This window comes from Sphingomonas sp. NIC1, assembly GCF_001638925.1.
GTDB classification, from domain to species: Bacteria; Pseudomonadota; Alphaproteobacteria; order Sphingomonadales; family Sphingomonadaceae; genus Sphingomonas; species Sphingomonas aquatilis.
Window position 1 is genome coordinate 540,089 of the sequence record NZ_CP015521.1, and the last position, 18,165, is coordinate 558,253.

At 65.1% G+C, this 18,165-nt stretch carries 30 protein-coding genes and 1 tRNA gene; 7 read left to right on the forward strand and 24 right to left on the reverse strand.

Annotation, left to right across the window (positions count from 1 at the left end):
• Nucleotides 1-332: 332 nt before the first annotated feature.
• From rpmD to rpsL, 24 genes are all read right to left on the reverse strand, one after another.
• Nucleotides 333-509 (reverse strand): 50S ribosomal protein L30, encoded by a 177-nt coding sequence (gene rpmD, locus A7E77_RS02705; RefSeq protein ID WP_017979476.1) that lies wholly within the window; start codon nucleotides 507-509, stop codon nucleotides 333-335.
• A 6-nt stretch (nucleotides 510-515) separates the two neighbouring features.
• Nucleotides 516-1,265 (reverse strand): 30S ribosomal protein S5, encoded by a 750-nt coding sequence (gene rpsE / locus A7E77_RS02710; protein ID WP_017979477.1) that lies wholly within the window; start codon nucleotides 1,263-1,265, stop codon nucleotides 516-518.
• Nucleotides 1,266-1,267: 2 nt separating this feature from the next.
• A complete protein-coding gene (rplR, locus tag A7E77_RS02715) occupies nucleotides 1,268-1,624 on the reverse strand; it encodes a 50S ribosomal protein L18 (RefSeq protein WP_017979478.1) in 357 nt (118 codons plus the stop codon).
• Complete coding sequence (gene rplF / locus A7E77_RS02720) at nucleotides 1,624-2,157, reverse strand: 50S ribosomal protein L6 (RefSeq protein ID WP_017979479.1); 534 nt, start codon at nucleotides 2,155-2,157, stop codon at nucleotides 1,624-1,626. Before rplF ends, rplR begins: the two co-directional genes overlap by 1 nt.
• The gene (gene rpsH / locus A7E77_RS02725) at nucleotides 2,157-2,552 is read right to left on the reverse strand and encodes a 30S ribosomal protein S8 (protein ID WP_017979480.1); all 396 of its coding nucleotides are present in this window, start codon (nucleotides 2,550-2,552) and stop codon (nucleotides 2,157-2,159) included. The genes rplF and rpsH overlap by 1 nt, the downstream gene beginning before the upstream one ends.
• Before the next feature lie 9 nt (nucleotides 2,553-2,561).
• The gene (gene rpsN / locus A7E77_RS02730) at nucleotides 2,562-2,867 is read right to left on the reverse strand and encodes a 30S ribosomal protein S14 (RefSeq protein ID WP_017979481.1); all 306 of its coding nucleotides are present in this window, start codon (nucleotides 2,865-2,867) and stop codon (nucleotides 2,562-2,564) included.
• A 41-nt stretch (nucleotides 2,868-2,908) separates the two neighbouring features.
• A complete protein-coding gene (gene rplE / locus A7E77_RS02735) occupies nucleotides 2,909-3,493 on the reverse strand; it encodes a 50S ribosomal protein L5 (protein ID WP_017979482.1) in 585 nt (194 codons plus the stop codon).
• Nucleotides 3,486-3,803, reverse strand: a complete 318-nt coding sequence (gene rplX / locus A7E77_RS02740) for a 50S ribosomal protein L24 (RefSeq protein ID WP_017979483.1) — start codon at nucleotides 3,801-3,803, stop codon at nucleotides 3,486-3,488. Before rplX ends, rplE begins: the two co-directional genes overlap by 8 nt.
• Nucleotides 3,803-4,171 (reverse strand): 50S ribosomal protein L14, encoded by a 369-nt coding sequence (rplN, locus tag A7E77_RS02745; RefSeq protein ID WP_017979484.1) that lies wholly within the window; start codon nucleotides 4,169-4,171, stop codon nucleotides 3,803-3,805. The genes rplX and rplN overlap by 1 nt, the downstream gene beginning before the upstream one ends.
• A 166-nt stretch (nucleotides 4,172-4,337) precedes the next feature.
• Entirely contained in the window at nucleotides 4,338-4,610 is a 273-nt protein-coding gene (gene rpsQ, locus A7E77_RS02750) for a 30S ribosomal protein S17 (protein ID WP_017979485.1), read from the reverse strand.
• A gap of 11 nt (nucleotides 4,611-4,621) precedes the next feature.
• Entirely contained in the window at nucleotides 4,622-4,825 is a 204-nt protein-coding gene (rpmC, locus tag A7E77_RS02755) for a 50S ribosomal protein L29 (RefSeq protein ID WP_017979486.1), read from the reverse strand.
• 1 nt (nucleotide 4,826) lies between these two features.
• Nucleotides 4,827-5,261, reverse strand: a complete 435-nt coding sequence (gene rplP / locus A7E77_RS02760; RefSeq protein WP_017979487.1) for a 50S ribosomal protein L16 — start codon at nucleotides 5,259-5,261, stop codon at nucleotides 4,827-4,829.
• Nucleotides 5,262-5,274: 13 nt separating this feature from the next.
• Nucleotides 5,275-5,982, reverse strand: a complete 708-nt coding sequence (gene rpsC, locus A7E77_RS02765; RefSeq protein ID WP_017979488.1) for a 30S ribosomal protein S3 — start codon at nucleotides 5,980-5,982, stop codon at nucleotides 5,275-5,277.
• Nucleotides 5,982-6,359 carry a 50S ribosomal protein L22 gene (rplV, locus tag A7E77_RS02770; protein WP_017979489.1) on the reverse strand — a complete coding sequence of 126 codons (378 nt, stop codon included), beginning with the start codon at nucleotides 6,357-6,359 and terminating at the stop codon, nucleotides 5,982-5,984. Before rplV ends, rpsC begins: the two co-directional genes overlap by 1 nt.
• Nucleotides 6,359-6,634 carry a 30S ribosomal protein S19 gene (rpsS, locus tag A7E77_RS02775; protein ID WP_017979490.1) on the reverse strand — a complete coding sequence of 92 codons (276 nt, stop codon included), beginning with the start codon at nucleotides 6,632-6,634 and terminating at the stop codon, nucleotides 6,359-6,361. Before rpsS ends, rplV begins: the two co-directional genes overlap by 1 nt.
• A 3-nt stretch (nucleotides 6,635-6,637) precedes the next feature.
• Entirely contained in the window at nucleotides 6,638-7,477 is an 840-nt protein-coding gene (gene rplB / locus A7E77_RS02780; protein ID WP_017979491.1) for a 50S ribosomal protein L2, read from the reverse strand.
• A 5-nt stretch (nucleotides 7,478-7,482) separates the two neighbouring features.
• Nucleotides 7,483-7,794: a 50S ribosomal protein L23 gene (locus A7E77_RS02785; RefSeq protein WP_017979492.1), complete on the reverse strand. Its 312-nt coding sequence runs from the start codon at nucleotides 7,792-7,794 to the stop codon at nucleotides 7,483-7,485.
• Nucleotides 7,787-8,413 carry a 50S ribosomal protein L4 gene (gene rplD / locus A7E77_RS02790; protein ID WP_017979493.1) on the reverse strand — a complete coding sequence of 209 codons (627 nt, stop codon included), beginning with the start codon at nucleotides 8,411-8,413 and terminating at the stop codon, nucleotides 7,787-7,789. The genes A7E77_RS02785 and rplD overlap by 8 nt, the downstream gene beginning before the upstream one ends.
• A 2-nt stretch (nucleotides 8,414-8,415) precedes the next feature.
• Nucleotides 8,416-9,165 (reverse strand): 50S ribosomal protein L3, encoded by a 750-nt coding sequence (gene rplC, locus A7E77_RS02795; protein ID WP_018250686.1) that lies wholly within the window; start codon nucleotides 9,163-9,165, stop codon nucleotides 8,416-8,418.
• A 288-nt stretch (nucleotides 9,166-9,453) separates the two neighbouring features.
• Nucleotides 9,454-9,762, reverse strand: coding sequence for a 30S ribosomal protein S10 (gene rpsJ / locus A7E77_RS02800; protein ID WP_007406109.1), 309 nt, complete (start codon nucleotides 9,760-9,762; stop codon nucleotides 9,454-9,456).
• A 263-nt stretch (nucleotides 9,763-10,025) separates the two neighbouring features.
• The gene (gene tuf / locus A7E77_RS02805; RefSeq protein WP_017979495.1) at nucleotides 10,026-11,219 is read right to left on the reverse strand and encodes an elongation factor Tu; all 1,194 of its coding nucleotides are present in this window, start codon (nucleotides 11,217-11,219) and stop codon (nucleotides 10,026-10,028) included.
• A 204-nt stretch (nucleotides 11,220-11,423) separates the two neighbouring features.
• A complete protein-coding gene (gene fusA / locus A7E77_RS02810) occupies nucleotides 11,424-13,517 on the reverse strand; it encodes an elongation factor G (protein ID WP_063685709.1) in 2,094 nt (697 codons plus the stop codon).
• A gap of 84 nt (nucleotides 13,518-13,601) precedes the next feature.
• The gene (rpsG, locus tag A7E77_RS02815) at nucleotides 13,602-14,072 is read right to left on the reverse strand and encodes a 30S ribosomal protein S7 (protein WP_017979497.1); all 471 of its coding nucleotides are present in this window, start codon (nucleotides 14,070-14,072) and stop codon (nucleotides 13,602-13,604) included.
• Nucleotides 14,073-14,129: 57 nt separating this feature from the next.
• Nucleotides 14,130-14,501, reverse strand: coding sequence for a 30S ribosomal protein S12 (gene rpsL, locus A7E77_RS02820; protein WP_010185487.1), 372 nt, complete (start codon nucleotides 14,499-14,501; stop codon nucleotides 14,130-14,132).
• Nucleotides 14,502-14,803: 302 nt separating this feature from the next.
• On the opposite strand from rpsL, the gene A7E77_RS02825 reads away from it, so the two are divergent.
• The 7 genes from A7E77_RS02825 (at nucleotide 14,804) to A7E77_RS02850 (ending at nucleotide 18,152) form a co-directional block, all read left to right on the forward strand.
• Nucleotides 14,804-15,400 carry a hypothetical protein gene (locus tag A7E77_RS02825; protein WP_063685711.1) on the forward strand — a complete coding sequence of 199 codons (597 nt, stop codon included), beginning with the start codon at nucleotides 14,804-14,806 and terminating at the stop codon, nucleotides 15,398-15,400.
• Between the two features lie 83 nt (nucleotides 15,401-15,483).
• Nucleotides 15,484-15,559: transfer RNA gene (locus tag A7E77_RS02830), tRNA-Trp, on the forward strand.
• 135 nt (nucleotides 15,560-15,694) lie between these two features.
• Entirely contained in the window at nucleotides 15,695-15,838 is a 144-nt protein-coding gene (locus tag A7E77_RS17850; protein WP_167509723.1) for a hypothetical protein, read from the forward strand.
• A 172-nt stretch (nucleotides 15,839-16,010) separates the two neighbouring features.
• On the forward strand, nucleotides 16,011-16,208 hold the full coding sequence (gene secE / locus A7E77_RS02835) for a preprotein translocase subunit SecE (protein WP_017979500.1): 198 nt from the start codon (nucleotides 16,011-16,013) through the stop codon (nucleotides 16,206-16,208).
• An 11-nt stretch (nucleotides 16,209-16,219) separates the two neighbouring features.
• Complete coding sequence (gene nusG, locus A7E77_RS02840) at nucleotides 16,220-16,756, forward strand: transcription termination/antitermination protein NusG (protein WP_017979501.1); 537 nt, start codon at nucleotides 16,220-16,222, stop codon at nucleotides 16,754-16,756.
• Nucleotides 16,757-16,944: 188 nt separating this feature from the next.
• Nucleotides 16,945-17,415: a hypothetical protein gene (locus A7E77_RS02845; RefSeq protein ID WP_226341825.1), complete on the forward strand. Its 471-nt coding sequence runs from the start codon at nucleotides 16,945-16,947 to the stop codon at nucleotides 17,413-17,415.
• Nucleotides 17,412-18,152, forward strand: coding sequence for a TorF family putative porin (locus A7E77_RS02850; RefSeq protein WP_063685715.1), 741 nt, complete (start codon nucleotides 17,412-17,414; stop codon nucleotides 18,150-18,152). The genes A7E77_RS02845 and A7E77_RS02850 overlap by 4 nt, the downstream gene beginning before the upstream one ends.
• The last annotated feature ends 13 nt before the right edge of the window (nucleotides 18,153-18,165 follow it).

An 18,165-nucleotide genomic window follows, 5' to 3' on the forward strand; every position in this document is an offset into this window, starting at 1 on the left:
GCCCTTTGCCCATAGGATGGATTGCGCGATCTCGGGCGCCAGGCGTCCAAACACAGCTCGCCGCCACCTCCACCCGTCATCCCCGCGAAGGCGGGGATCCAGACGCGCTAGCCTTGCGATTAGGCGACTGACGCTGGCCGCACGAGATGCCCGTCTCCGCAGGACCGCCCACGGGGGGAGTGGCAGCGGGCGATGGCACCATGCGCCTGAGCTTGTTGGTGATCACCAATGACAAAGGCGATTGCTCAGCGCCGCGCGAGCCCGCCCTCAATCAAACAAAAAAAGGGGCCGGCGAACCGACCCCTTCTTTCTGTCCATCGAAACGCGAGGGCTCAGCCCTGCACTTCGACCATATGCTGGACCTTGCGGATCATGCCGCGCACTTCGGGGCTGTCTTCCAGCTCCGAGACCTTGTGCATCTTGTTGAGGCCAAGGCCGATCAGCGTCGCGCGCTGATCCTTCGTGCGGCGGATCGGCGAACCGGTCTGCTTGATCTTGATCGTCGCCATGTCGCGTTACTCCGTGACGGCCGCTGCGTCCGCCTCGGCGGTCTGCGAACCACCGCGGCCGAGCAGGTCGGCGATCTTCTTGCCACGACGCTGTGCGACCGACTTCGGCGAAGTCTGCTCACCCAGCGCTTCGAACGTGGCGCGGATCATGTTGTAGGGGTTCGACGTGCCGACCGACTTCGTCACGACGTCCGCGACGCCGAGCGATTCGAAGATCGCGCGCATCGGACCGCCGGCGATGATGCCGGTGCCCTGCGGCGCCGAGCGCAGCGTCACGCGACCGGCACCGAAGTGGCCGTTGCCGTCATGATGCAGCGTGCGGCCGTCCTTCAGCGGAACGCGAACCATCGCCTTCTTCGCCGATGCGGTCGCCTTCGAAATGGCTTCCGGCACTTCGCGCGCCTTGCCATGACCGAAGCCGACGCGGCCCTTGCCGTCGCCCACGACGACCAGCGCTGCGAAGCCGAAGCGCTTACCGCCCTTCACCGTCTTCGAGACGCGGTTGATGTGGACCAGCTTCTCGATCAGCTCTTCGCCGCCATCGTCCTGGCCACCACGACGATCGTCGCGACGACCGCCACGGCCGCCGTCACGGCCACCGCGATTGCCGCCCGGACCACCGGGACCACGACCGCCGCCACGACCGCCACGCGGACCGCGACCACCGCCCGGACCGCCGAAGCCGCCCTGGCCCTGCTGCGCGTCCTGGGGCGCGCCTTCAGCCGCTGCGGGCTGCACGTTGTTTTCGTCAGCCATCGTCAGAACTCCAATCCGGCTTCACGCGCGGCTTCCGCCAGCGCCTTGACACGGCCGTGGAACAGGAAGCCGCCGCGATCGAACACGACCTGCGTCACGCCCGCTGCCTTTGCCGCTTCCGCCACGCGGGTGCCGACTGCGGTCGCTGCCGCAATGTTGGCGCCCGAGGTGCCGCGCACGTCCTTTTCCAGCGTCGAGGCCGACGCGACGGTCTTGCCGGCGACGTCGTCGATGACCTGGGCATAGATGTGCTTGCCCGAGCGATGGACCGACAGCCGCGGACGGGTGCCGGCACGCGCCTTCAGCGCGGTACGATTGCGCCGACGGCGCTTCGCGAACAGAGAAAGACCCTTGGTCATTACTTCTTCTTCCCTTCCTTGCGGAAGATGAACTCGCCGTCGTACTTGATGCCCTTGCCCTTGTACGGCTCCGGCTTGCGCCAGCGGCGGATCTCGGCGGCCAGCTGGCCGACCTTCTGCTTGTCCGCGCCGCTGATTTCGACGGTGGTGGCGTCCGGCGTCTTCACCTCGATGCCTTCCGGCACGTCGATGTTGACGTCGTGGCTGTAGCCGAGCTGCAGCTTCAGGGTACGACCCTGGGCCGCGGCGCGATAGCCGACGCCGGTGATGAGCAGCTTCTTGGTGAAGCCGTCGGTGACGCCCGTCACCAGGTTCTGCACCATCGTGCGCTGCATGCCCCAGAAGGCGCGGGCGCGCTTGGTGTCGTTGGCCGGCTGCACCGAAATGCCGCCGTCTTCGAGCGTGTAGCTGATCTCGTCACGCAGCGGCATGGTGAGCGTGCCCTTTGGGCCCTTCACGCTGATGATGCCGTCGTTGATCGTCGGGGTCACGCCAGCCGGTACGGTGACCGGCTTCTTACCGATGCGGCTCATCAGAACACCTCCGCGAGCACTTCGCCACCGACGTTCTGCTCACGCGCTTCCGCGTCCGAGAGAACGCCACGCGGCGTCGAGACGATGGTGATGCCGAGGCCGTTGCGGACGCGCGGGAGTTCCTGCGAGCCGGAATAGACGCGGCGGCCGGGCTTCGAGACGCGCGCGACGTGCTTGATCGCCGGCTGGCCTTCGAAATACTTCAGCTCGATGCGGACGCCGGCGGCCGGGCCCATCTGTTCGTCGCTGTAGCCACGGATGTAGCCTTCGCGCTGCAGCACGTCGAGGACGCGCAGACGCAGCTTCGACGCGGGCGAAAGGACGCTGTCCTTCTTCGCGCGCTGGCCGTTGCGGATACGGGTGAGCAAATCACCCAGGGGATCGGTCACTGCCATGATAAATCCTTACCAGCTCGACTTGGTCAGGCCGGGGATCATGCCCTTGTTGGCCAGATCACGCAGCATCACGCGAGCAAGACGGAACTTGCGATAATATGCGCGCGGACGACCGGTGATCTCGCAGCGGTTGCGGATACGGGTCGGGTTCGCGTTGCGCGGCAGTTCCGCCATCTTGAGGCGAGCGATCAGACGCTCGTTCTCGTCCAGGCTCTTGTCGTTTGCCTGGGCCTTCAGCTTCGCAAGCTTGGGAGCATATTGCTTTACCAGCTTCTTGCGACGCTCGTTCTTGTTGATCGAACTCAGTTTCGCCATGGACTTAAGCTCTCTTCCTTACTTCAGGGAAGCCAGACCGCTCACGCGGCCTGCTTCTGCTGCTCAGCCTCGGGCTGAGGGAACGGGAAGCCGAACAGGCGGAGCAGCTCGCGCGCCTCGTCGTCCGTCTTCGCGGTGGTGGTGACGATCACGTCCATGCCGCGCACCTTGTCGATGCGGTCATAGTTGATCTCGGGGAAAATGATCTGTTCCTTGATGCCGCAGGCATAGTTGCCGCGACCGTCGAAGGACTTGGGGTTCAGACCACGGAAGTCGCGCACGCGGGGCAGCGCGATCGTGATGAAGCGGTCCAGGAACTCGTACATGCGCTCGCGACGCAGCGTCACCTTGACGCCGATCGGCATGCCTTCACGCAGCTTGAACTGCGCGATCGACTTCTTGGCCTTGGTGATCACCGGCTTCTGGCCCGCGATCAGCTCCATTTCCGACGCGGCCTGATCGACGCGCTTCTTGTCCTGGGTCGCTTCGCCAACGCCCATGTTCAGCACGATCTTCTCGATCCGGGGGATCTCGTTGACGTTCTTGTAGCCGAACTTCTCGACCATCGCCTTGATGATCGTGTCTTCGTAAATGCCCTTCATCCGGGGCTTGTAGGCATCAGCCATCGATCTTCTCCCCGGACTTCACGGCCACGCGGACCTTCTTGCCGTCCTGCGTCTCGAAACGGACGCGGGTGGGCTTGCCGTCGGCGGTCACGTGCGCGACCTTCGAGATGTGCATCGGCGCTTCGGTGCGCTCCAGCCCCCCCTGCGGGTTCGCCTGGGTCGGCTTGCGGTGACGGGTCGCGACGTTGACGCCCTCGACGACGACCTTGCCGTCCTTCGGCATGGCGACGGTCACGGTGCCGGTCTTGCCCTTGTCCTTGCCGGACAGGACGATGACGCGATCGCCCTTCTTGATCTTCGCGGCGGCCATTACAGCACCTCCGGCGCCAGAGAGATAATCTTCATGTGCTTCTTGCCACGCAGCTCGCGCACGACCGGGCCGAAGATACGGGTGCCGATCGGCTCCTCGTTCTTGTTGACCAGGACGGCGGCGTTGCCGTCGAAGCGGATGGTCGAGCCATCGGCACGATGAATGTCCTTGGCGGTGCGAACGATGACCGCGCGATGCACGTCACCCTTCTTCACCTTGCCGCGGGGCTGCGCTTCCTTGATCGACACGACGATGATGTCGCCGACCGATGCCGTGCGGCGCTTCGAGCCACCCAGCACCTTGATGCACTGCACCCGCTTCGCGCCGCTGTTGTCAGCGACGTCGAGATTGGATTGCATCTGGATCATTGATCCATTTCCTTCTCGTCAATGGGGTGGATACCGACCCAACCCCGCCTAAAACAATGACCCCGGCGCAGCGGACTGCACCGGGGGAGCGGCCCTGTAACCGCTCCGCTGGCAGGACGCAAGCCCTGCCCTTGCCATCCGCCGGCACGATGGCCGGCGGCGTGACTTATGCGTCGACGTCGACCCGTTCCGGCGTCGCATGGGTGTTCACCCGATCGATCACCTTCCAGGTCTTCAGCTTCGAGATCGGCGCAGTCTCTTCGATGCGCACGGTCTCGCCCTGCTTGTACTCGTTCGCCTCGTCATGGGCGTGATACTTCTTCGAACGGCGGATGATCTTGCCGTAGAGCGGGTGCTTCACCTTACGCTCGACGTTCACAACCACCGTCTTGTCGCCCTTGTCGGAGACGATCAGTCCGGTCAGCACGCGCTTCGGCATGTGCTAATTCCTTACTTGGCGGCCGCGGCGCGGGTGCGCTGCGACTGCAGGGTCTTGATCCGCGCGATGTCGCGACGGACTTCACGCACGCGGCTCGACTTTTCGAGCTGGTTCGTCGCCGCCTGGAAGCGGAGGTTGAACTGCTCGCGCTTCAGCTGGCCGAGGTTCTCGGCGAGCTGGTCGTCGCTCTGGCTGACGAAATCGGTCTTGGCCATCTTACTCGCCTCCGAGGTGCGAGGTGTCGCCCAGGCGGGCAACGACCTTGGTCTTGATCGGGAGCTTCATCGCGGCGCGCTCGAACGCCTCCGCGGCGATCTTGCCCTCGACGCCGTCCAGCTCGAACAGGATCCGGCCCGGCTTGACGCGGGCGGCCCAGAATTCCGGCGAACCCTTACCCGAGCCCATGCGGACTTCGGCGGGCTTCGACGAAACCGGCACGTCCGGGAACACGCGGATCCACAACCGGCCCTGACGGCGGATGTGACGCGTGATCGCGCGGCGGGCCGCTTCGATCTGACGGGCGGTGATCCGGTCCGGCTCCATTGCCTTCAGGCCGTACGACCCGAAGTTCAGGCTGGTGCCGCCCTTTGCATCGCCATGGATGCGGCCCTTGAAGGCCTTGCGGAATTTGGTGCGCTTTGGCTGCAACATGGTGTGTCAGTCCTTAACGACGGTCGTCACGAGCCGGACGGACGCCGGAGGTCTGAGCCTCCATCATCAGCCGGTCGGTCGCCATCGGGTCATGGCCGAGGATCTCGCCCTTGAAGACCCAGACCTTCACGCCGCACACGCCATAGGACGTGTGGGCTTCGGCCTCGGCATAGTCGATGTTCGCGCGCAGCGTGTGCAACGGAACGCGACCTTCGCGATAGCTCTCGGTACGAGCGATCTCGGCGCCGCCAAGACGGCCACCGCACATCACCTTGATGCCGTCGGCCCCCAGGCGCATCGCCGACTGCACGGCGCGCTTCATGGCGCGGCGGAAGGCGATACGACGCTCGAGCTGGTCGGCGATGCCCTGCGCGACGAGACGCGCATCGATTTCCGGCTTGCGGATTTCGACGATGTTCAGCGACACGTCCGACTTGGTCATCGCGCCGAGCGTCTTGCGCAGCTTTTCGATGTCCGAGCCCTTCTTGCCGATGATCACACCGGGACGGGCAGCGAAGATCGAGATGCGGCACAGCTTGGCCGGACGCTCGATCACCACCTTCGAGATCGCCGCCTGCGGCAGCGTCTTCACGATGTACTGGCGGATCTTCAGATCCTCCAGCAGCAGCTGGCCATAGTCATGGCCCTCGGCGAACCAGCGGCTGTCCCAGGTCCGGTTGATCTGGAGCCGCATGCCGATCGGGTTGCTCTTGTGACCCATTATGCTTCTTCCTGCTCGCGCACGACGATGCGCAGACGGCTGAACGGCTTCAGGATGCGGGTGGACTTGCCACGGCCGCGGGTCGCGAAGCGCTTCATGGTGATCGACTTGCCGACCGACGCCTCGGCGACGACGAGCGCGTCGACGTCGAGGTTGTGGTTGTTTTCGGCATTGGCGATGGCCGAAGCCAGGACCTTGCGCGCGTCGACCGCCATCGCCTTCGTCGAGAAGGAGAGGATGTTCATCGCATCGCCGGCCTTCTTGCCGCGGATGAGGCCAGCAACCAGGTTCAGCTTCTGCGCCGAGCCACGGATCTGGGTGCCGACCGACAGGGCTTCCTTGTCGCCGACCTTACGGGGGGATGCAGGCTTGCTCATCAGCGCTTGCCCTTCTTGTCAGCGGCGTGACCCGGGAAGTAGCGCGTCGGCGCAAACTCACCCAGCTTCATGCCGACCATGTCTTCATTGACCGACACCGGCACGAACTTGCGGCCGTTGTAGACGTTGAACGTGAGGCCGACGAACGACGGCAGGATGGTGGAACGACGCGACCAGGTCTTGATCGGCGCGCGGCCACCGGCATCCTGCGCGGTTTCCGCCTTCTTCAGAAGGCTCAGTTCGACGAACGGGCCCTTCCAGACTGAACGAGCCATGGTTTAGCCCTTCCTCTTGGTCGAATGACGCGACCGGATGATCATCTTGTCGGTCGACTTGTTGTGACGGGTGCGCGCACCCTTCGTCGGCTTGCCCCAAGGCGTGACCGGATGACGGCCACCCGAGGTCCGGCCTTCACCACCGCCGTGCGGGTGGTCGACCGGGTTCTTCGCGACACCGCGGGTCAGCGGACGCTTGCCCATCCAGCGCGAACGACCGGCCTTGCCCAGGTTCTGGTTCTGGTTGTCCGGGTTCGACACCGCACCGACCGTCGCCATGCACTCGCCACGGATGTAGCGCTGCTCGCCCGAGTTCAGGCGGACGATGACCATGCCACGATCACGACCGACGACCTGCACGTACGTGCCGGCCGAACGGGCGATCTGACCGCCCTTGCCCGGCTTCATCTCCACATTGTGGACGATGGTGCCGACGGGGACCTGACCGATCTCCATCGCGTTGCCCGGCTTGGTGTCCGTCTTCTTGGCGGCAATGATCTTGTCGCCCGGCGCCAGACGCTGCGGCGCGATGATGTAGGCCAGCTCTTCGTCGGCATACTTCACCAGCGCGATGAACGCCGTGCGGTTGGGGTCATATTCGAGCCGCTCGACGGTGCCCTCGACGTCCCACTTGCGACGCTTGAAGTCGACGTAGCGGTACTTCTGCTTGTGACCGCCGGCGATGCCGCGCGAGGTCACATGGCCCTTGTTGTTGCGACCGCCGCTCTTGCGCTTGCCTTCGGTAAGCGCCTTGACCGGCTTGCCCTTCCACAGGGAGGACTTGTCGACGAGGACGAGGCCGCGCTGCGCGGGCGTCGTCGGGTTGTAATGCTTGAGTGCCATGACCCTTAGATCCCCGTCGTCACGTCGATGGACTGGCCGTCCTTCAGGGTGACAATGGCCTTCTTCATGTCGGAGCGCTGGTACGGAGCGCCCTTCCACTTCTTGGTCTTGCCCTTCTGGACGATCGTGTTCACGCCGGTCACGGTGACGTCGAAGAGCGCTTCGACGGCAGCCTTGATCTGCGGCTTGGTCGCATCGCCTGCGACCTTGAAGACGACGGCGTTATGCTCGGAGAGCAACGTCGCCTTTTCGGTGATGTGCGGCGCGACGATCACGTCATAATGACGGTTGTCGACGGCCTTCTGCTGCTTAGCCATTGAAGCGAGCCTCCAGCTTTTCGACCGCCGCGCGGGTCAGCACCAGCGTGTCAGCCTTCAGGATGTCATAGACGTTGGCACCAGCCGACGGCAGGACGTTGATGCCGTGCAGGTTGCCGGCGGCCAGCGCGAAGCTCGTCTCGACGGCGTCGCCGTCGATCACCAGCGCGGTCTTGCCGAAGCCGACCTTGGCGAGATCGCCGACCAGCGTCTTCGTCTTGCCGTTCTCCACCGCCAGGCTGTCCATGACGATCAGCGAGCCGGCCTTCGCATGGCTCGACAGAGCCATCTTGAGACCGAGGGCGCGGATCTTCTTGTTCAGCGACGGATTGAAGTCGCGGACGCGGGCGCCGTGCGCCTTACCACCACCAACGAACACCGGAGCGCGGCGATCGCCGTGACGAGCCACACCGCCGCCCTTCTGGCGACCGAGCTTCTTACCCGAACGGGCGACATCGGCGCGCTCGCGCGTGCCACGTGCCGTCTCGCGACGCTTTTCCAGCTGCCAGGTCACGACGCGGTGCAGGATGTCGGCGCGCGGATCGAGGCCGAAGACCTCGTCGTTGAGCTCGACGTCCGCCGCAGCGGTGCCGGCGAAGGATTGAACCTTGACCTTCACGTTCAGCCCTCCTGGCCGTCGGTCGCTTCCGGCGCGCTCGTCTCAGCGGGCGTGTCGGCGGCGGTGTTGCTGTTGGCAGCCTGCTTCAGGCTGGCGGGATACGGGGTGTCGGCGTGCGCCTTCACCTTGACGGCGTCCTTCACGAACAGCCAGCCACCCTTCGAACCGGGCACCGAGCCCTTCACGAAGATCAGGCCGCGCTCGACGTCGGTGCCGACGACTTCCAGGTTCTGCTGGGTGCGGTTCTTGTCGCCCATGTGACCGGCCATCTTCTTGTTCTTGAAGACGCGGCCCGGATCCTGACGGTTACCCGTCGAACCGTGCGAGCGGTGGCTGACCGAGACGCCGTGCGTCGCGCGCAGACCGCCGAAGTTCCAGCGCTTCATGGCGCCGGCGAAGCCCTTACCCTGGGTACGACCCTGGATGTCGACCAGCTGGCCGGCAACGAAGTGGTCGGCCGACAGTTCGGCGCCGACGTCGAGGAGGTTGTCCTCGGTCACGCGGAACTCGCAGACGACCGCCTTGGGCTCGACTTCGGCCTTGCCGAAGTGGCCGCGCTGCGGCTTGGCGACATTCTTGGCCTTGGCGACGCCAGCACCGAGCTGGACGGCGGTGTAGCCATCACGATCCATTTCGCGACGGGCGACGACCTGAACGCCTTCGAGCTGCAGGACGGTGACGGGCACGTGGCGGCCGTCGTCCTGAAACAGGCGGGTCATCCCCATTTTCTTCGCGATCACGCCGGTACGCATGATCCTGCACTCCTTTTACAGAGGCACGCCGGGACCATTCCCGAACGTGCGTGCGACCCTTCCGAAGAAGGATCATCCAACCCGTGTGTAACTGCGTCGGCCCCGTCCCGGGCTGGATGCCCCCGTTGCCGGGAACGTGACGGGAGACGCTGGCCCGGCTCCGTAGAGCCGGCGGTATCTCGTGTCTGTCAGGGGCCCCGCGAGGCGGGGTTCCCAACCGGCTGCCCCCGCATCACGCGGAAAACAGCAAACCCGCGGGACTCACGTCGACCGCGGGGATGCGGGCCATTACGCCAGCTTGATCTCGACGTCAACGCCAGCGGCGAGGTCGAGCTTCATCAGCGCATCGACCGTCTGCGGGGTCGGCTGCACGATGTCGAGCATGCGCTTGTAGGTGCGCACTTCGAACTGCTCGCGCGACTTCTTGTCGATGTGCGGGCCGCGGTTGACGGTGAACTTCTCGATGCGGGTCGGCAGCGGAATCGGGCCGCGGATGAGCGCGCCGGTGCGACGCGCGGTGTCGGCGATGTCGCCGGTCGCCTGGTCGAGAACGCGATGGTCGAACGCCTTGAGGCGAATACGGATGTTGCTGTCCATGATCCCTACCGATGCGAGGAGCACGACCCCGGCCGTCTCCACCGCGGTGATGCGGAGGACTCGTGCCGCAGGTGCTGGACCGGCGGGATGAGATCCCACTGAAACAGCGGGACGACGAGAAAGAGCCGAAACTCAATAAAACTGAAGGGCGGCCCAATACGGCGGCCCTCATAAAAAGGCAACAGCCCGACTCTCCTTTTTTAGGAGAGCCGGGCTGCTGGTGTTCCGGTCGGCGCGGGGAAGACCCCCGCCCCGTCTGGTTCTTACTTGTCGATCGCGCTCACGACGCCCGCGCCGACGGTACGACCGCCCTCACGGATGGTGAAGCGCTGGCCGACGTCCATGGCGATCGGCGCGATCAGCTTGATGCCGAGCGCGATGTTGTCGCCAGGCATGACCATCTCGGTGCCCTCGGGCAGCTCGACGGTGCCGGTCACGTCCGTGGTACGGAAGTAGAACTGCGGACGATAGTTCGCGAAGAACGGGGTGTGACGGCCGCCTTCTTCCTTCGACAGCACGTACACTTCCGACTTGAAGTCGGTGTGCGGCTTGATCGAACCCGGCTTGCAGAGCACCTGGCCACGCTCGACTTCGTCACGAGCGACGCCACGGATCAGCGCGCCGACGTTGTCGCCCGCCTGGCCCTGGTCGAGCAGCTTGCGGAACATTTCGACGCCGGTGACGGTGGTCTTGCGAACTTCCGGGTGGATGCCGACGATTTCGACTTCTTCACCGACCTTGATGATGCCGGTTTCGACACGGCCGGTGACGACGGTGCCGCGACCCGAGATCGAGAACACGTCTTCGATCGGCATCATGAACGGCTTGTCGAGCGGACGCTCCGGCTGCGGGATGTAGTCGTCGACGGCGGCCATCAGCTCGAGCACCGCTTCCTTGCCGAACTTGTCGTTCGAACCCGACAGCGCGCAGGTCGCCGAACCCTTGATGACGGGGATGTCGTCGCCCGGGAATTCGTACGAGCTCAGCAGCTCGCGGATTTCCAGCTCGACCAGCTCGAGGATTTCCTCGTCGTCGACCAGGTCGACCTTGTTCATGAACACGACCATCGCCGGCACGCCGACCTGACGGGCGAGCAGGATGTGCTCGCGGGTCTGCGGCATCGGGCCGTCGGTCGACGACACGACCAGGATCGCGCCGTCCATCTGGGCGGCACCGGTGATCATGTTCTTAACGTAGTCGGCGTGACCCGGGCAGTCGACGTGCGCATAGTGACGGTTGGCCGTCTCATACTCGACGTGCGCGGTCGAGATGGTGATGCCGCGAGCGCGCTCTTCCGGAGCCTTGTCGATGTTTTCGAAATCGACCTTTTCCGACAGACCCTGGTCGGCCAGCACCTTCGTGATCGCTGCGGTCAGCGAGGTCTTGCCATGGTCGACGTGACCGATGGTGCCGATGTTGAGGTGCGGCTTGTTCCGCTCGAATTTTGCCTTAGCCATTTTCCTACCTTCTGATTCGAATTCGGTGCCGCCGGGGGGCTACGCGAACGCGGCCCTTTAGCGGGAGTTTGTGGGTAATGCCAGCCCCTCGTGGGAGAGGCCGACCGGGGAGTAAATCCCCGGTCGTCGGACGGGCTCGACTGCGTCGCCCCGCCGGCCGGCCTTGCGGCGACTTAGAGCCAAGCGCGCTTGGCCCTATGCGCCTCAGGCCATCTTCGCCTTCACTTCGTCTGCGACGTTCTGCGGCACTTCGTCATAGTGCGAGAACTGCATCGAGTAGCTGGCGCGGCCCTGCGTGAACGAGCGCAGCGAATTCACGTAGCCGAACATGTTCGCCAGCGGGACCATCGCGGTCACCGCCTGCGCGTTGCCCCGCGTGTCGGTGCCCTGGATCTGGCCACGACGCGAGTTCATGTCGCCGATGACGTCGCCCAGATAGTCCTCGGGGGTGACGACCTCGACCTTCATGACCGGCTCGAGCAGCGTGATGCCCGCCTTCTGGGCGCCTTCACGCATCGCACCGCGCGCGGTGATTTCGAACGCCAGCGCCGACGAGTCGACGTCGTGGTACGCGCCGTCATACAGCGTGATGTCGAAGTCGATGATCGGGAAGCCGACCAGCGAACCCGTCGCCGCCGTCTCGCGGAAGCCCTTTTCGATCGCGGGGATATATTCGCGCGGAATGTTACCGCCCTTGATCTCGTCCTTGAAGACGATGCCCGCGCCACGCTCGCCCGGCGTCAGCTTCACCTTCACGCGACCGAACTGGCCGGTGCCGCCCGACTGCTTCTTGTGCGTGTAGTCGATGTCCACGGCCTTCTTGAGGTATTCGCGATACGCCACCTGCGGCGCACCGACGTTTGCCTCGACCTTGAACTCGCGCTTCATGCGGTCCACGAGAATCTCGAGGTGGAGTTCGCCCATCCCCTTGATGATCGTCTGGCCCGATTCGTGATCGGTCGACACGCGGAACGAGGGATCCTCGGCAGCCAGGCGGTTGAGCGCGATGCCCATCTTTTCCTGGTCGGCCTTGGTCTTCGGCTCCACCGACAGCTCGATGACCGGCTCGGGGAATTCCATGCGCTCCAGGATGATCGGGTGCGCCGGATCGCACAGCGTGTCGCCCGTCGTCGTTTCCTTGAGACCCGCCAGCGCGACGATGTCGCCCGCACGCGCCTCTTCGATGTCCTCACGCGAGTTCGCGTGCATGAGGAGCATACGGCCGATCTTTTCCTTCTTGTCCTTCACCGAGTTCAGGTAGCCGCCCTTGACCAGGACGCCCGAATAGATGCGCGCGAAGGTGAGCGAACCGACGAACGGATCGTTCATGATCTTGAACGCCAGCGCCGAGAACGGCGCGTCGTCCGACGACGGACGCTCGTCCGGCGTTTCGCCGTCGAGCTTGACGCCGTTGATCGCCGGCACGTCGAGCGGGCTCGGCAGATAGTCGACGACCGCGTCGAGCAGGGGCTGCACGCCCTTGTTCTTGAACGCCGAGCCGCAGACGACCGGCACGAACGCCATCGACAGCGTGCCCTTGCGGATCAGCGCCTTCAGCGTCTTCGTGTCGGGCTCGTTGCCCTCGAGGTACGCTTCCATCGCCTCGTCGTCCTGCTCGACGGCGAGTTCGATCAGGTCGTTGCGATACTTCGCCGCCTTCTCGACCATGTCGGCCGGGATGTCCTGATATTCGAACTTCGCGCCCAGCGACTCTTCGAGCCAGATGATCGCGCGGTTCTCGACCAGATCGACGAGGCCCTTGAAGCCGCCCTCGACGCCGATCGGCAGATACAGCACCGCCGGCTTCGCACCCAGACGATCGATGATCGAATTGACGCAGAAGTAGAAGTCCGCACCGGTACGGTCGAGCTTGTTGACGAAGCACATGCGCGGCACGCCGTACTTGTCGGCCTGACGCCACACGGTTTCCGACTGCGGCTCGACGCCGGCAACGCCGTCGAAGCAGGCGACCGCGCCGTCGAGGACGCGCAGCGAACGCTCGACTTCGATGGTGAAGTCGACGTGGCCCGGCGTGTCGATGATGTTGATCAGGTGCTCAGGGCCCTGACCCTCTTCGGCCTTCCACTTGCAGGTGGTGGCGGCCGACGTGATCGTGATCCCGCGCTCCTGCTCCTGCTCCATCCAGTCCATCGTCGCGGTGCCTTCGTGCACTTCGCCGATCTTGTAGGACTTGCCGGTGTAATAGAGGATGCGCTCGGTCGTGGTCGTCTTGCCGGCGTCGATGTGCGCCATGATGCCGATATTGCGATAGCGCTCGAGCGGATGGCTGCGGGCCATGATCGTGATTTCCTTAGAGATATGGGGAGCGCAGCTTTCGCCGGCTCCCCATGATATAGTTTAAAAGCGGTGCGCTTCCAAGCCTTACCAGCGGTAGTGCGAGAACGCCCGGTTCGCTTCCGCCATGCGGTGCGTGTCTTCGCGCTTCTTCACCGCGTTGCCGCGGTTGTTGGCGGCGTCCATCAGCTCGCCCGAGAGGCGGGCCGACATGGTGTTCTCGCTGCGGGCACGCGCCGCGGCGATGAGCCAGCGGATCGCGAGCGCCTGGGCGCGCTCTGGACGAACCTCGACGGGGACCTGATAGGTCGCACCGCCGACGCGGCGCGAACGCACTTCGATGCCCGGCTTGATGTTGTTCAGCGCGTCGTGGAACACGCCGATCGGCTCGCGCTTCGCGCGCTGCTCGACGGTTTCCAGAGCACCGTAGACGATGAGTTCTGCGACGGACTTCTTGCCGTCCAGCATCACCGAATTCATGAACTTCGACAGAACCTCATCCCCGAACTTGGGATCAGGCAGGATGACCCGCTTTTCGGGACGACGACGACGTGCCATTTCAAAAACCTTTCAAACTTCAGCCTTCTGGACGAGCCTCTCGGGAGGCCGACCGGCTTACTTCGGACGCTTGGCGCCGTACTTGGAGCGGGACTGGCGGCGATCCTTGACGCCCTGCGTGTCGAGCACGCCGCGCAGGACGTGGTAGCGCACGCCGGGAAGATCGCGCACACGGCCGCCGCGGATGAGCACCACCGAGTGCTCCTGCAGGTTGTGGCCTTCGCCCGGGATGTACGAAATGACTTCGCGGCTGTTGGTCAGGCGGACCTTGGCCACCTTGCGAAGCGCCGAGTTCGGCTTCTTCGGGGTCGTCGTGTAAACGCGGGTGCAGACGCCGCGCTTCTGCGGGTTCTGCTCCATCGCAGGGACCTTCGACTTGGCCTTCTGCGGGTCGCGGCCCTTGCGGACCAGCTGGTTGATCGTCGGCATGAAGCCTTCACCTCGTATATGGGTTACTTTGCTGGAGCCATCACAGCACTTCGGAATACAAAAAGGGACGCGGACGGCGAAACGCCACCCCGGCCCCACAACTTTTGCATCCAGCAATGTTCAAGCTTGCCCACCGGATCGCTCCGATGGAACGGGCGGGCCTATACGCAGAGTCGGGCCGGCGGTCAATCCGGGGAGGTCCGGCCACGCTGCCGTACGCTTATGATGGCGCCTTAACCACGCGGCAACCGGTCCGGGTGCAGAACAGGCCCATGCCGCCGTTCCGTCCTGCCCCTCCCCCCATGCCGGTCGCGGCGCTTGCGAGCGCCGCGGTGCTGGCGGGTCTGTTGCCCGATACCGGCTGGAGCGACGCTTTGGCATTGCTGTCGATCACCGCCGCGCTGTTCGCCGCGCACGAACGCCGCCATCGTGACATGGTGATCGCCGCGGCGCTGGGCGTCGCCTTGTCCCCGGCCGGGCTGCTGCTGGCGCCGCTGTGCCTTGGCCTCGCCATCGGCCGCGGCGCGGTCCGACACCTGCCCGTGGCCGCCGCCATCGGGCTGCTGGTCGCCACCCGCCTGCCGTGGACCGCGCCGGCCGCTCAGCTTCCGAATCTGGCGCTGCTCCCCGCAGCATGGCCGGCAAGCCTCGCTCTGGTCGCCGCAATCGGCGTCGGCACGAGTGCGTGGCTGGCGGCACGCGGCTCCATCACCCGTCCGGCTACCTTGTTCGCCGAAGCCCGGCTGGGCATCGCAGTGCTGGCCATGCTCCTGCCGCTACCGCCGGGCGTCCTCGGCTTCGTGGTGATGGTCCTTGCCCTCCCGCTGCCGACCCCCGTCCGGTGCCAAGCAGCGAACGACAATATCGTCGTGCGCCGCCCGATCCGCCTCGCCGCCTGACGCATTCGGCCCGCGCGGCGTCTTTCGTCACACGAGCCGCTTGCGGTTTCGCCCGGACAGCGCTAGAGGCCGCCCCCGGCTGCAGGAGTGTAGCTCAGTTGGTAGAGCATCGGTCTCCAAAACCGAGGGCCCACGGTTCGAGTCCGTGCACTCCTGCCAGTTCGCCACGGAACGGCGAACACGCGCATCGCGACGAACTCTTCGAAAAATATGACTGACAGATGAATGATCTGTCATAATCCTTGACGAAGGTTGTTTACGCCGCCGTCGGGCGTCCCTAAACGCGCCCGCATCATGGATGAAGCGACCCGCCACACCCTCGTCATTGCGATCATCGCGGTTCTGCTTCTGATCGGCACGCCGGTGCTCATCCTGAAGTTGCGCAAGCGCAAGCGGGACAAGCTGCGGCGGCGCGGGATCAAACGCTACGGCCATTGATCGCGCGAGGCGGCGGGCCGCCCTTGCGTTCGGCGCCCCGTACGGCTATTTGCGCAGGCCATCCGACAGCTGAGGACGGGCAGCGCCGGTTTCCCATCACGGGAAAGCGGCGGAAGGCTCATGCCCCGGCGGTACGGATTTTCGTGATTCCAGCGGGTTTCTGAGAAAAACAGTGGCAAAGACGACCCCCATCGAATTCATCCGCCAGGTCCAGGCCGAAACCAAGAAGGTGGTCTGGCCGACCCGGCGCGAGACGATCATGACGGGCGTCATGGTGGTCATCATGACGACCATCCTCGCGCTGTTCTTCCTGGGCGTCGATACGTTCTTCAACGCGGTCGTCCAGGCGCTGCTCAAGCTCGCGAAGTAAAGGTTCAGGCAATGGCGCGCTGGTACATCATTCACGCCTATTCGGGCTTCGAGGGCAAGGTTCGCGACGCGATCATGGCAGAGGCGACGCGCCTCGGCCTGGAGCAGCTGGTCGAGCAGATCGAAGTGCCGACCGAGACGGTGACGGAAGCCCGTCGCGGCAAGAAGATCGCGGTCGAGCGCAAGTTCATGCCGGGCTATGTGCTCGCCAAGCTGAACATGAACGACGACGTCTATCACCTCGTCAAGAACACGCCCAAGGTCACGGGCTTCCTCGGCAGCATGGGCAAGCCGCAGGCGATCAGCGAGGCGGAAGCCGCGCGCATGCTCAACAGCAAGGAAGAAGCGGCCGCCGCGCCCAAGACCAAGATCAAGGTCGATTACGAGATCGGCGATGCGGTCAAGGTGCTCGAGGGTCCGTTCGCAAGCTTCAACGGCGTCGTCGAGGAACTCGATTTCGACAAGGCGAAGGTCAAGGTGTCGGTGTCGATCTTCGGCCGCGCGACCCCGGTCGAGCTGGACTTCGAACAGGTCGAACGCAGCAAGTAAGACGTGCCGGCGCCAGACGCTGGCAATCCTGCAGAAACACACGGGAAAACCGGGGCTTAGGCTCCGGTTTTTTTGTGTTTCCGGCCGACCGGCCAAGGCCCCATGGTGGCAACCCGGCACGCGTTCGGCCATTGTGCCTGCATCACGGTCACCGGCCCAAAGGCCGGGACCGCCGCAGGAGACCCATAATGCCCCCTCACCTTCCCGTGCTGGCCCTGACACTTGGTCTGGCCGCACCAGCGATGGCGCGTGATGTCGCGCCGGCGGTGACGATCGACCACAGCGCACAGCTCGATCATCACAGCGGCCCCGTCACCGCCCGGTATCGCGGCGCGTTGGTGGTCGACCAACGTCAGATCGGCGCCGTCGCGCCCGCCGGCCGCGCCTCCGGCCTGCGGTGCCACTGGACCGCCCAGATCGCGGTGGAGCGCCACGCCACCACCGCGACCGGCGCCACCACGCAGCGCAGCTTTGTGAGCGATCGGTCGCTATCCGGCCATCGTCCCGGCTGGTGCGCCGGCCAGCGCGACGCCATCGCGCGAGACGTCGCCGCGCAGTCCATCGCGCTGGACCGCCACATCCAGGCGGTCGCCCGCGAGGATCATGACATATTGCGTGCCGAGCTCGACCGTCTGCACGGCAGCGTTGCCGCCGGATGATCGACAAGCTTGCAAAAGCCGCCCTCGCTGCCGGCGCACTGCTGGCGACCACGCCCGCCATCGCGCAACTCGCGACCAGCGCCGGAGTCGAGGGGACGACGGATGAGAATCGCCGCGGCATCAGCTGGAGCGAGGGCCGCGCCTCGATCGCGGGGGATGCAACGGTCATCGGCTACGGCCTCGATCTCACCGCGCGCGTCGCGGCGCTGCGCGGATCGGACCGGCACGGAGGCGCGGACGCGGTCGCCGACCTGACGCTCGGCAGCGGGTGGGACGTCGGGGCGGTGCGGCTGCGCGCACAGGGCACCGCGCACGTGTTCGGCGGTGCACGTGGGAACATGGACTATGCCGAACTCGGCGGGTCGGCGAGCTACACCTATGGCCCCGCCGATCTGACCGCGGGGGCGATCTGGGCACCTGAGCAGCGTGCGATCGGGGGCAGCAACCTGTACCTCTACGCCAATGCGAGCGCGGGCCTCCCCGGCACGCCGCTGACCGCGATCGCCAGCCTCGGCCATTCATCGGGGACGGTCACCGATCCGCTGCGCGCGCAGCGGTTGCGCCCCGGCGGCGCCTATACCGATTGGCGGCTCGGCGTCGAATATCGCCGCGATCGCCTGACTCTGGGCGTCGACTATGTCGGGACGGACGTCACGCGCGCCGATGCGTTCGGGCCGTTCGCGGATGCGGGCCATGCCGGCGACAGGCTGCTCGGCCGGGTCCGCTTCGACTTCTGATCCCGCGCATCGC

Bases quoted from the DNA above. Each gene is read 5' to 3' on its own strand.
- A7E77_RS02845 (WP_226341825.1), top strand. From the start codon at position 16,945: ATGCCCCCTCACCTTCCCGTGCTGGCCCTGACACTTGGTCTGGCCGCA.
- nusG (WP_017979501.1), top strand. From the start codon at position 16,220: ATGGCGCGCTGGTACATCATTCACGCCTATTCGGGCTTCGAGGGCAAG.
- rpsS (WP_017979490.1), bottom strand. From the start codon at position 6,634: ATGGCTCGTTCAGTCTGGAAGGGCCCGTTCGTCGAACTGAGCCTTCTG.
- rplV (WP_017979489.1), bottom strand. From the start codon at position 6,359: ATGAGCAAGCCTGCATCCCCCCGTAAGGTCGGCGACAAGGAAGCCCTG.
- rpsG (WP_017979497.1), bottom strand. From the start codon at position 14,072: ATGGCACGTCGTCGTCGTCCCGAAAAGCGGGTCATCCTGCCTGATCCC.
- rpsL (WP_010185487.1), bottom strand. From the start codon at position 14,501: ATGCCGACGATCAACCAGCTGGTCCGCAAGGGCCGCGACCCGCAGAAG.
- rplB (WP_017979491.1), bottom strand. From the start codon at position 7,477: ATGGCACTCAAGCATTACAACCCGACGACGCCCGCGCAGCGCGGCCTC.
- rplE (WP_017979482.1), bottom strand. From the start codon at position 3,493: ATGGCTGATGCCTACAAGCCCCGGATGAAGGGCATTTACGAAGACACG.
- rpsE (WP_017979477.1), bottom strand. From the start codon at position 1,265: ATGGCTGACGAAAACAACGTGCAGCCCGCAGCGGCTGAAGGCGCGCCC.
- rplN (WP_017979484.1), bottom strand. From the start codon at position 4,171: ATGATCCAGATGCAATCCAATCTCGACGTCGCTGACAACAGCGGCGCG.
- rpmC (WP_017979486.1), bottom strand. From the start codon at position 4,825: ATGGCCAAGACCGATTTCGTCAGCCAGAGCGACGACCAGCTCGCCGAG.
- tuf (WP_017979495.1), bottom strand. From the start codon at position 11,219: ATGGCTAAGGCAAAATTCGAGCGGAACAAGCCGCACCTCAACATCGGC.
- A7E77_RS02850 (WP_063685715.1), top strand. From the start codon at position 17,412: ATGATCGACAAGCTTGCAAAAGCCGCCCTCGCTGCCGGCGCACTGCTG.
- A7E77_RS02785 (WP_017979492.1), bottom strand. From the start codon at position 7,794: ATGGCTAAGCAGCAGAAGGCCGTCGACAACCGTCATTATGACGTGATC.
- rplC (WP_018250686.1), bottom strand. From the start codon at position 9,165: ATGCGTACCGGCGTGATCGCGAAGAAAATGGGGATGACCCGCCTGTTT.
- rpsH (WP_017979480.1), bottom strand. From the start codon at position 2,552: ATGGCAGTGACCGATCCCCTGGGTGATTTGCTCACCCGTATCCGCAAC.
- rpsJ (WP_007406109.1), bottom strand. From the start codon at position 9,762: ATGGACAGCAACATCCGTATTCGCCTCAAGGCGTTCGACCATCGCGTT.
- rpmD (WP_017979476.1), bottom strand. From the start codon at position 509: ATGGCGACGATCAAGATCAAGCAGACCGGTTCGCCGATCCGCCGCACG.
- A7E77_RS17850 (WP_167509723.1), top strand. From the start codon at position 15,695: ATGGATGAAGCGACCCGCCACACCCTCGTCATTGCGATCATCGCGGTT.
- rplR (WP_017979478.1), bottom strand. From the start codon at position 1,624: ATGACCAAGGGTCTTTCTCTGTTCGCGAAGCGCCGTCGGCGCAATCGT.
- rpsN (WP_017979481.1), bottom strand. From the start codon at position 2,867: ATGGCGAAACTGAGTTCGATCAACAAGAACGAGCGTCGCAAGAAGCTG.
- rpsC (WP_017979488.1), bottom strand. From the start codon at position 5,982: ATGGGTCACAAGAGCAACCCGATCGGCATGCGGCTCCAGATCAACCGG.
- A7E77_RS02825 (WP_063685711.1), top strand. From the start codon at position 14,804: ATGCCGGTCGCGGCGCTTGCGAGCGCCGCGGTGCTGGCGGGTCTGTTG.
- fusA (WP_063685709.1), bottom strand. From the start codon at position 13,517: ATGGCCCGCAGCCATCCGCTCGAGCGCTATCGCAATATCGGCATCATG.
- rplF (WP_017979479.1), bottom strand. From the start codon at position 2,157: ATGAGCCGCATCGGTAAGAAGCCGGTCACCGTACCGGCTGGCGTGACC.
- rpsQ (WP_017979485.1), bottom strand. From the start codon at position 4,610: ATGCCGAAGCGCGTGCTGACCGGACTGATCGTCTCCGACAAGGGCGAC.
- rplX (WP_017979483.1), bottom strand. From the start codon at position 3,803: ATGGCCGCCGCGAAGATCAAGAAGGGCGATCGCGTCATCGTCCTGTCC.
- rplP (WP_017979487.1), bottom strand. From the start codon at position 5,261: ATGTTGCAGCCAAAGCGCACCAAATTCCGCAAGGCCTTCAAGGGCCGC.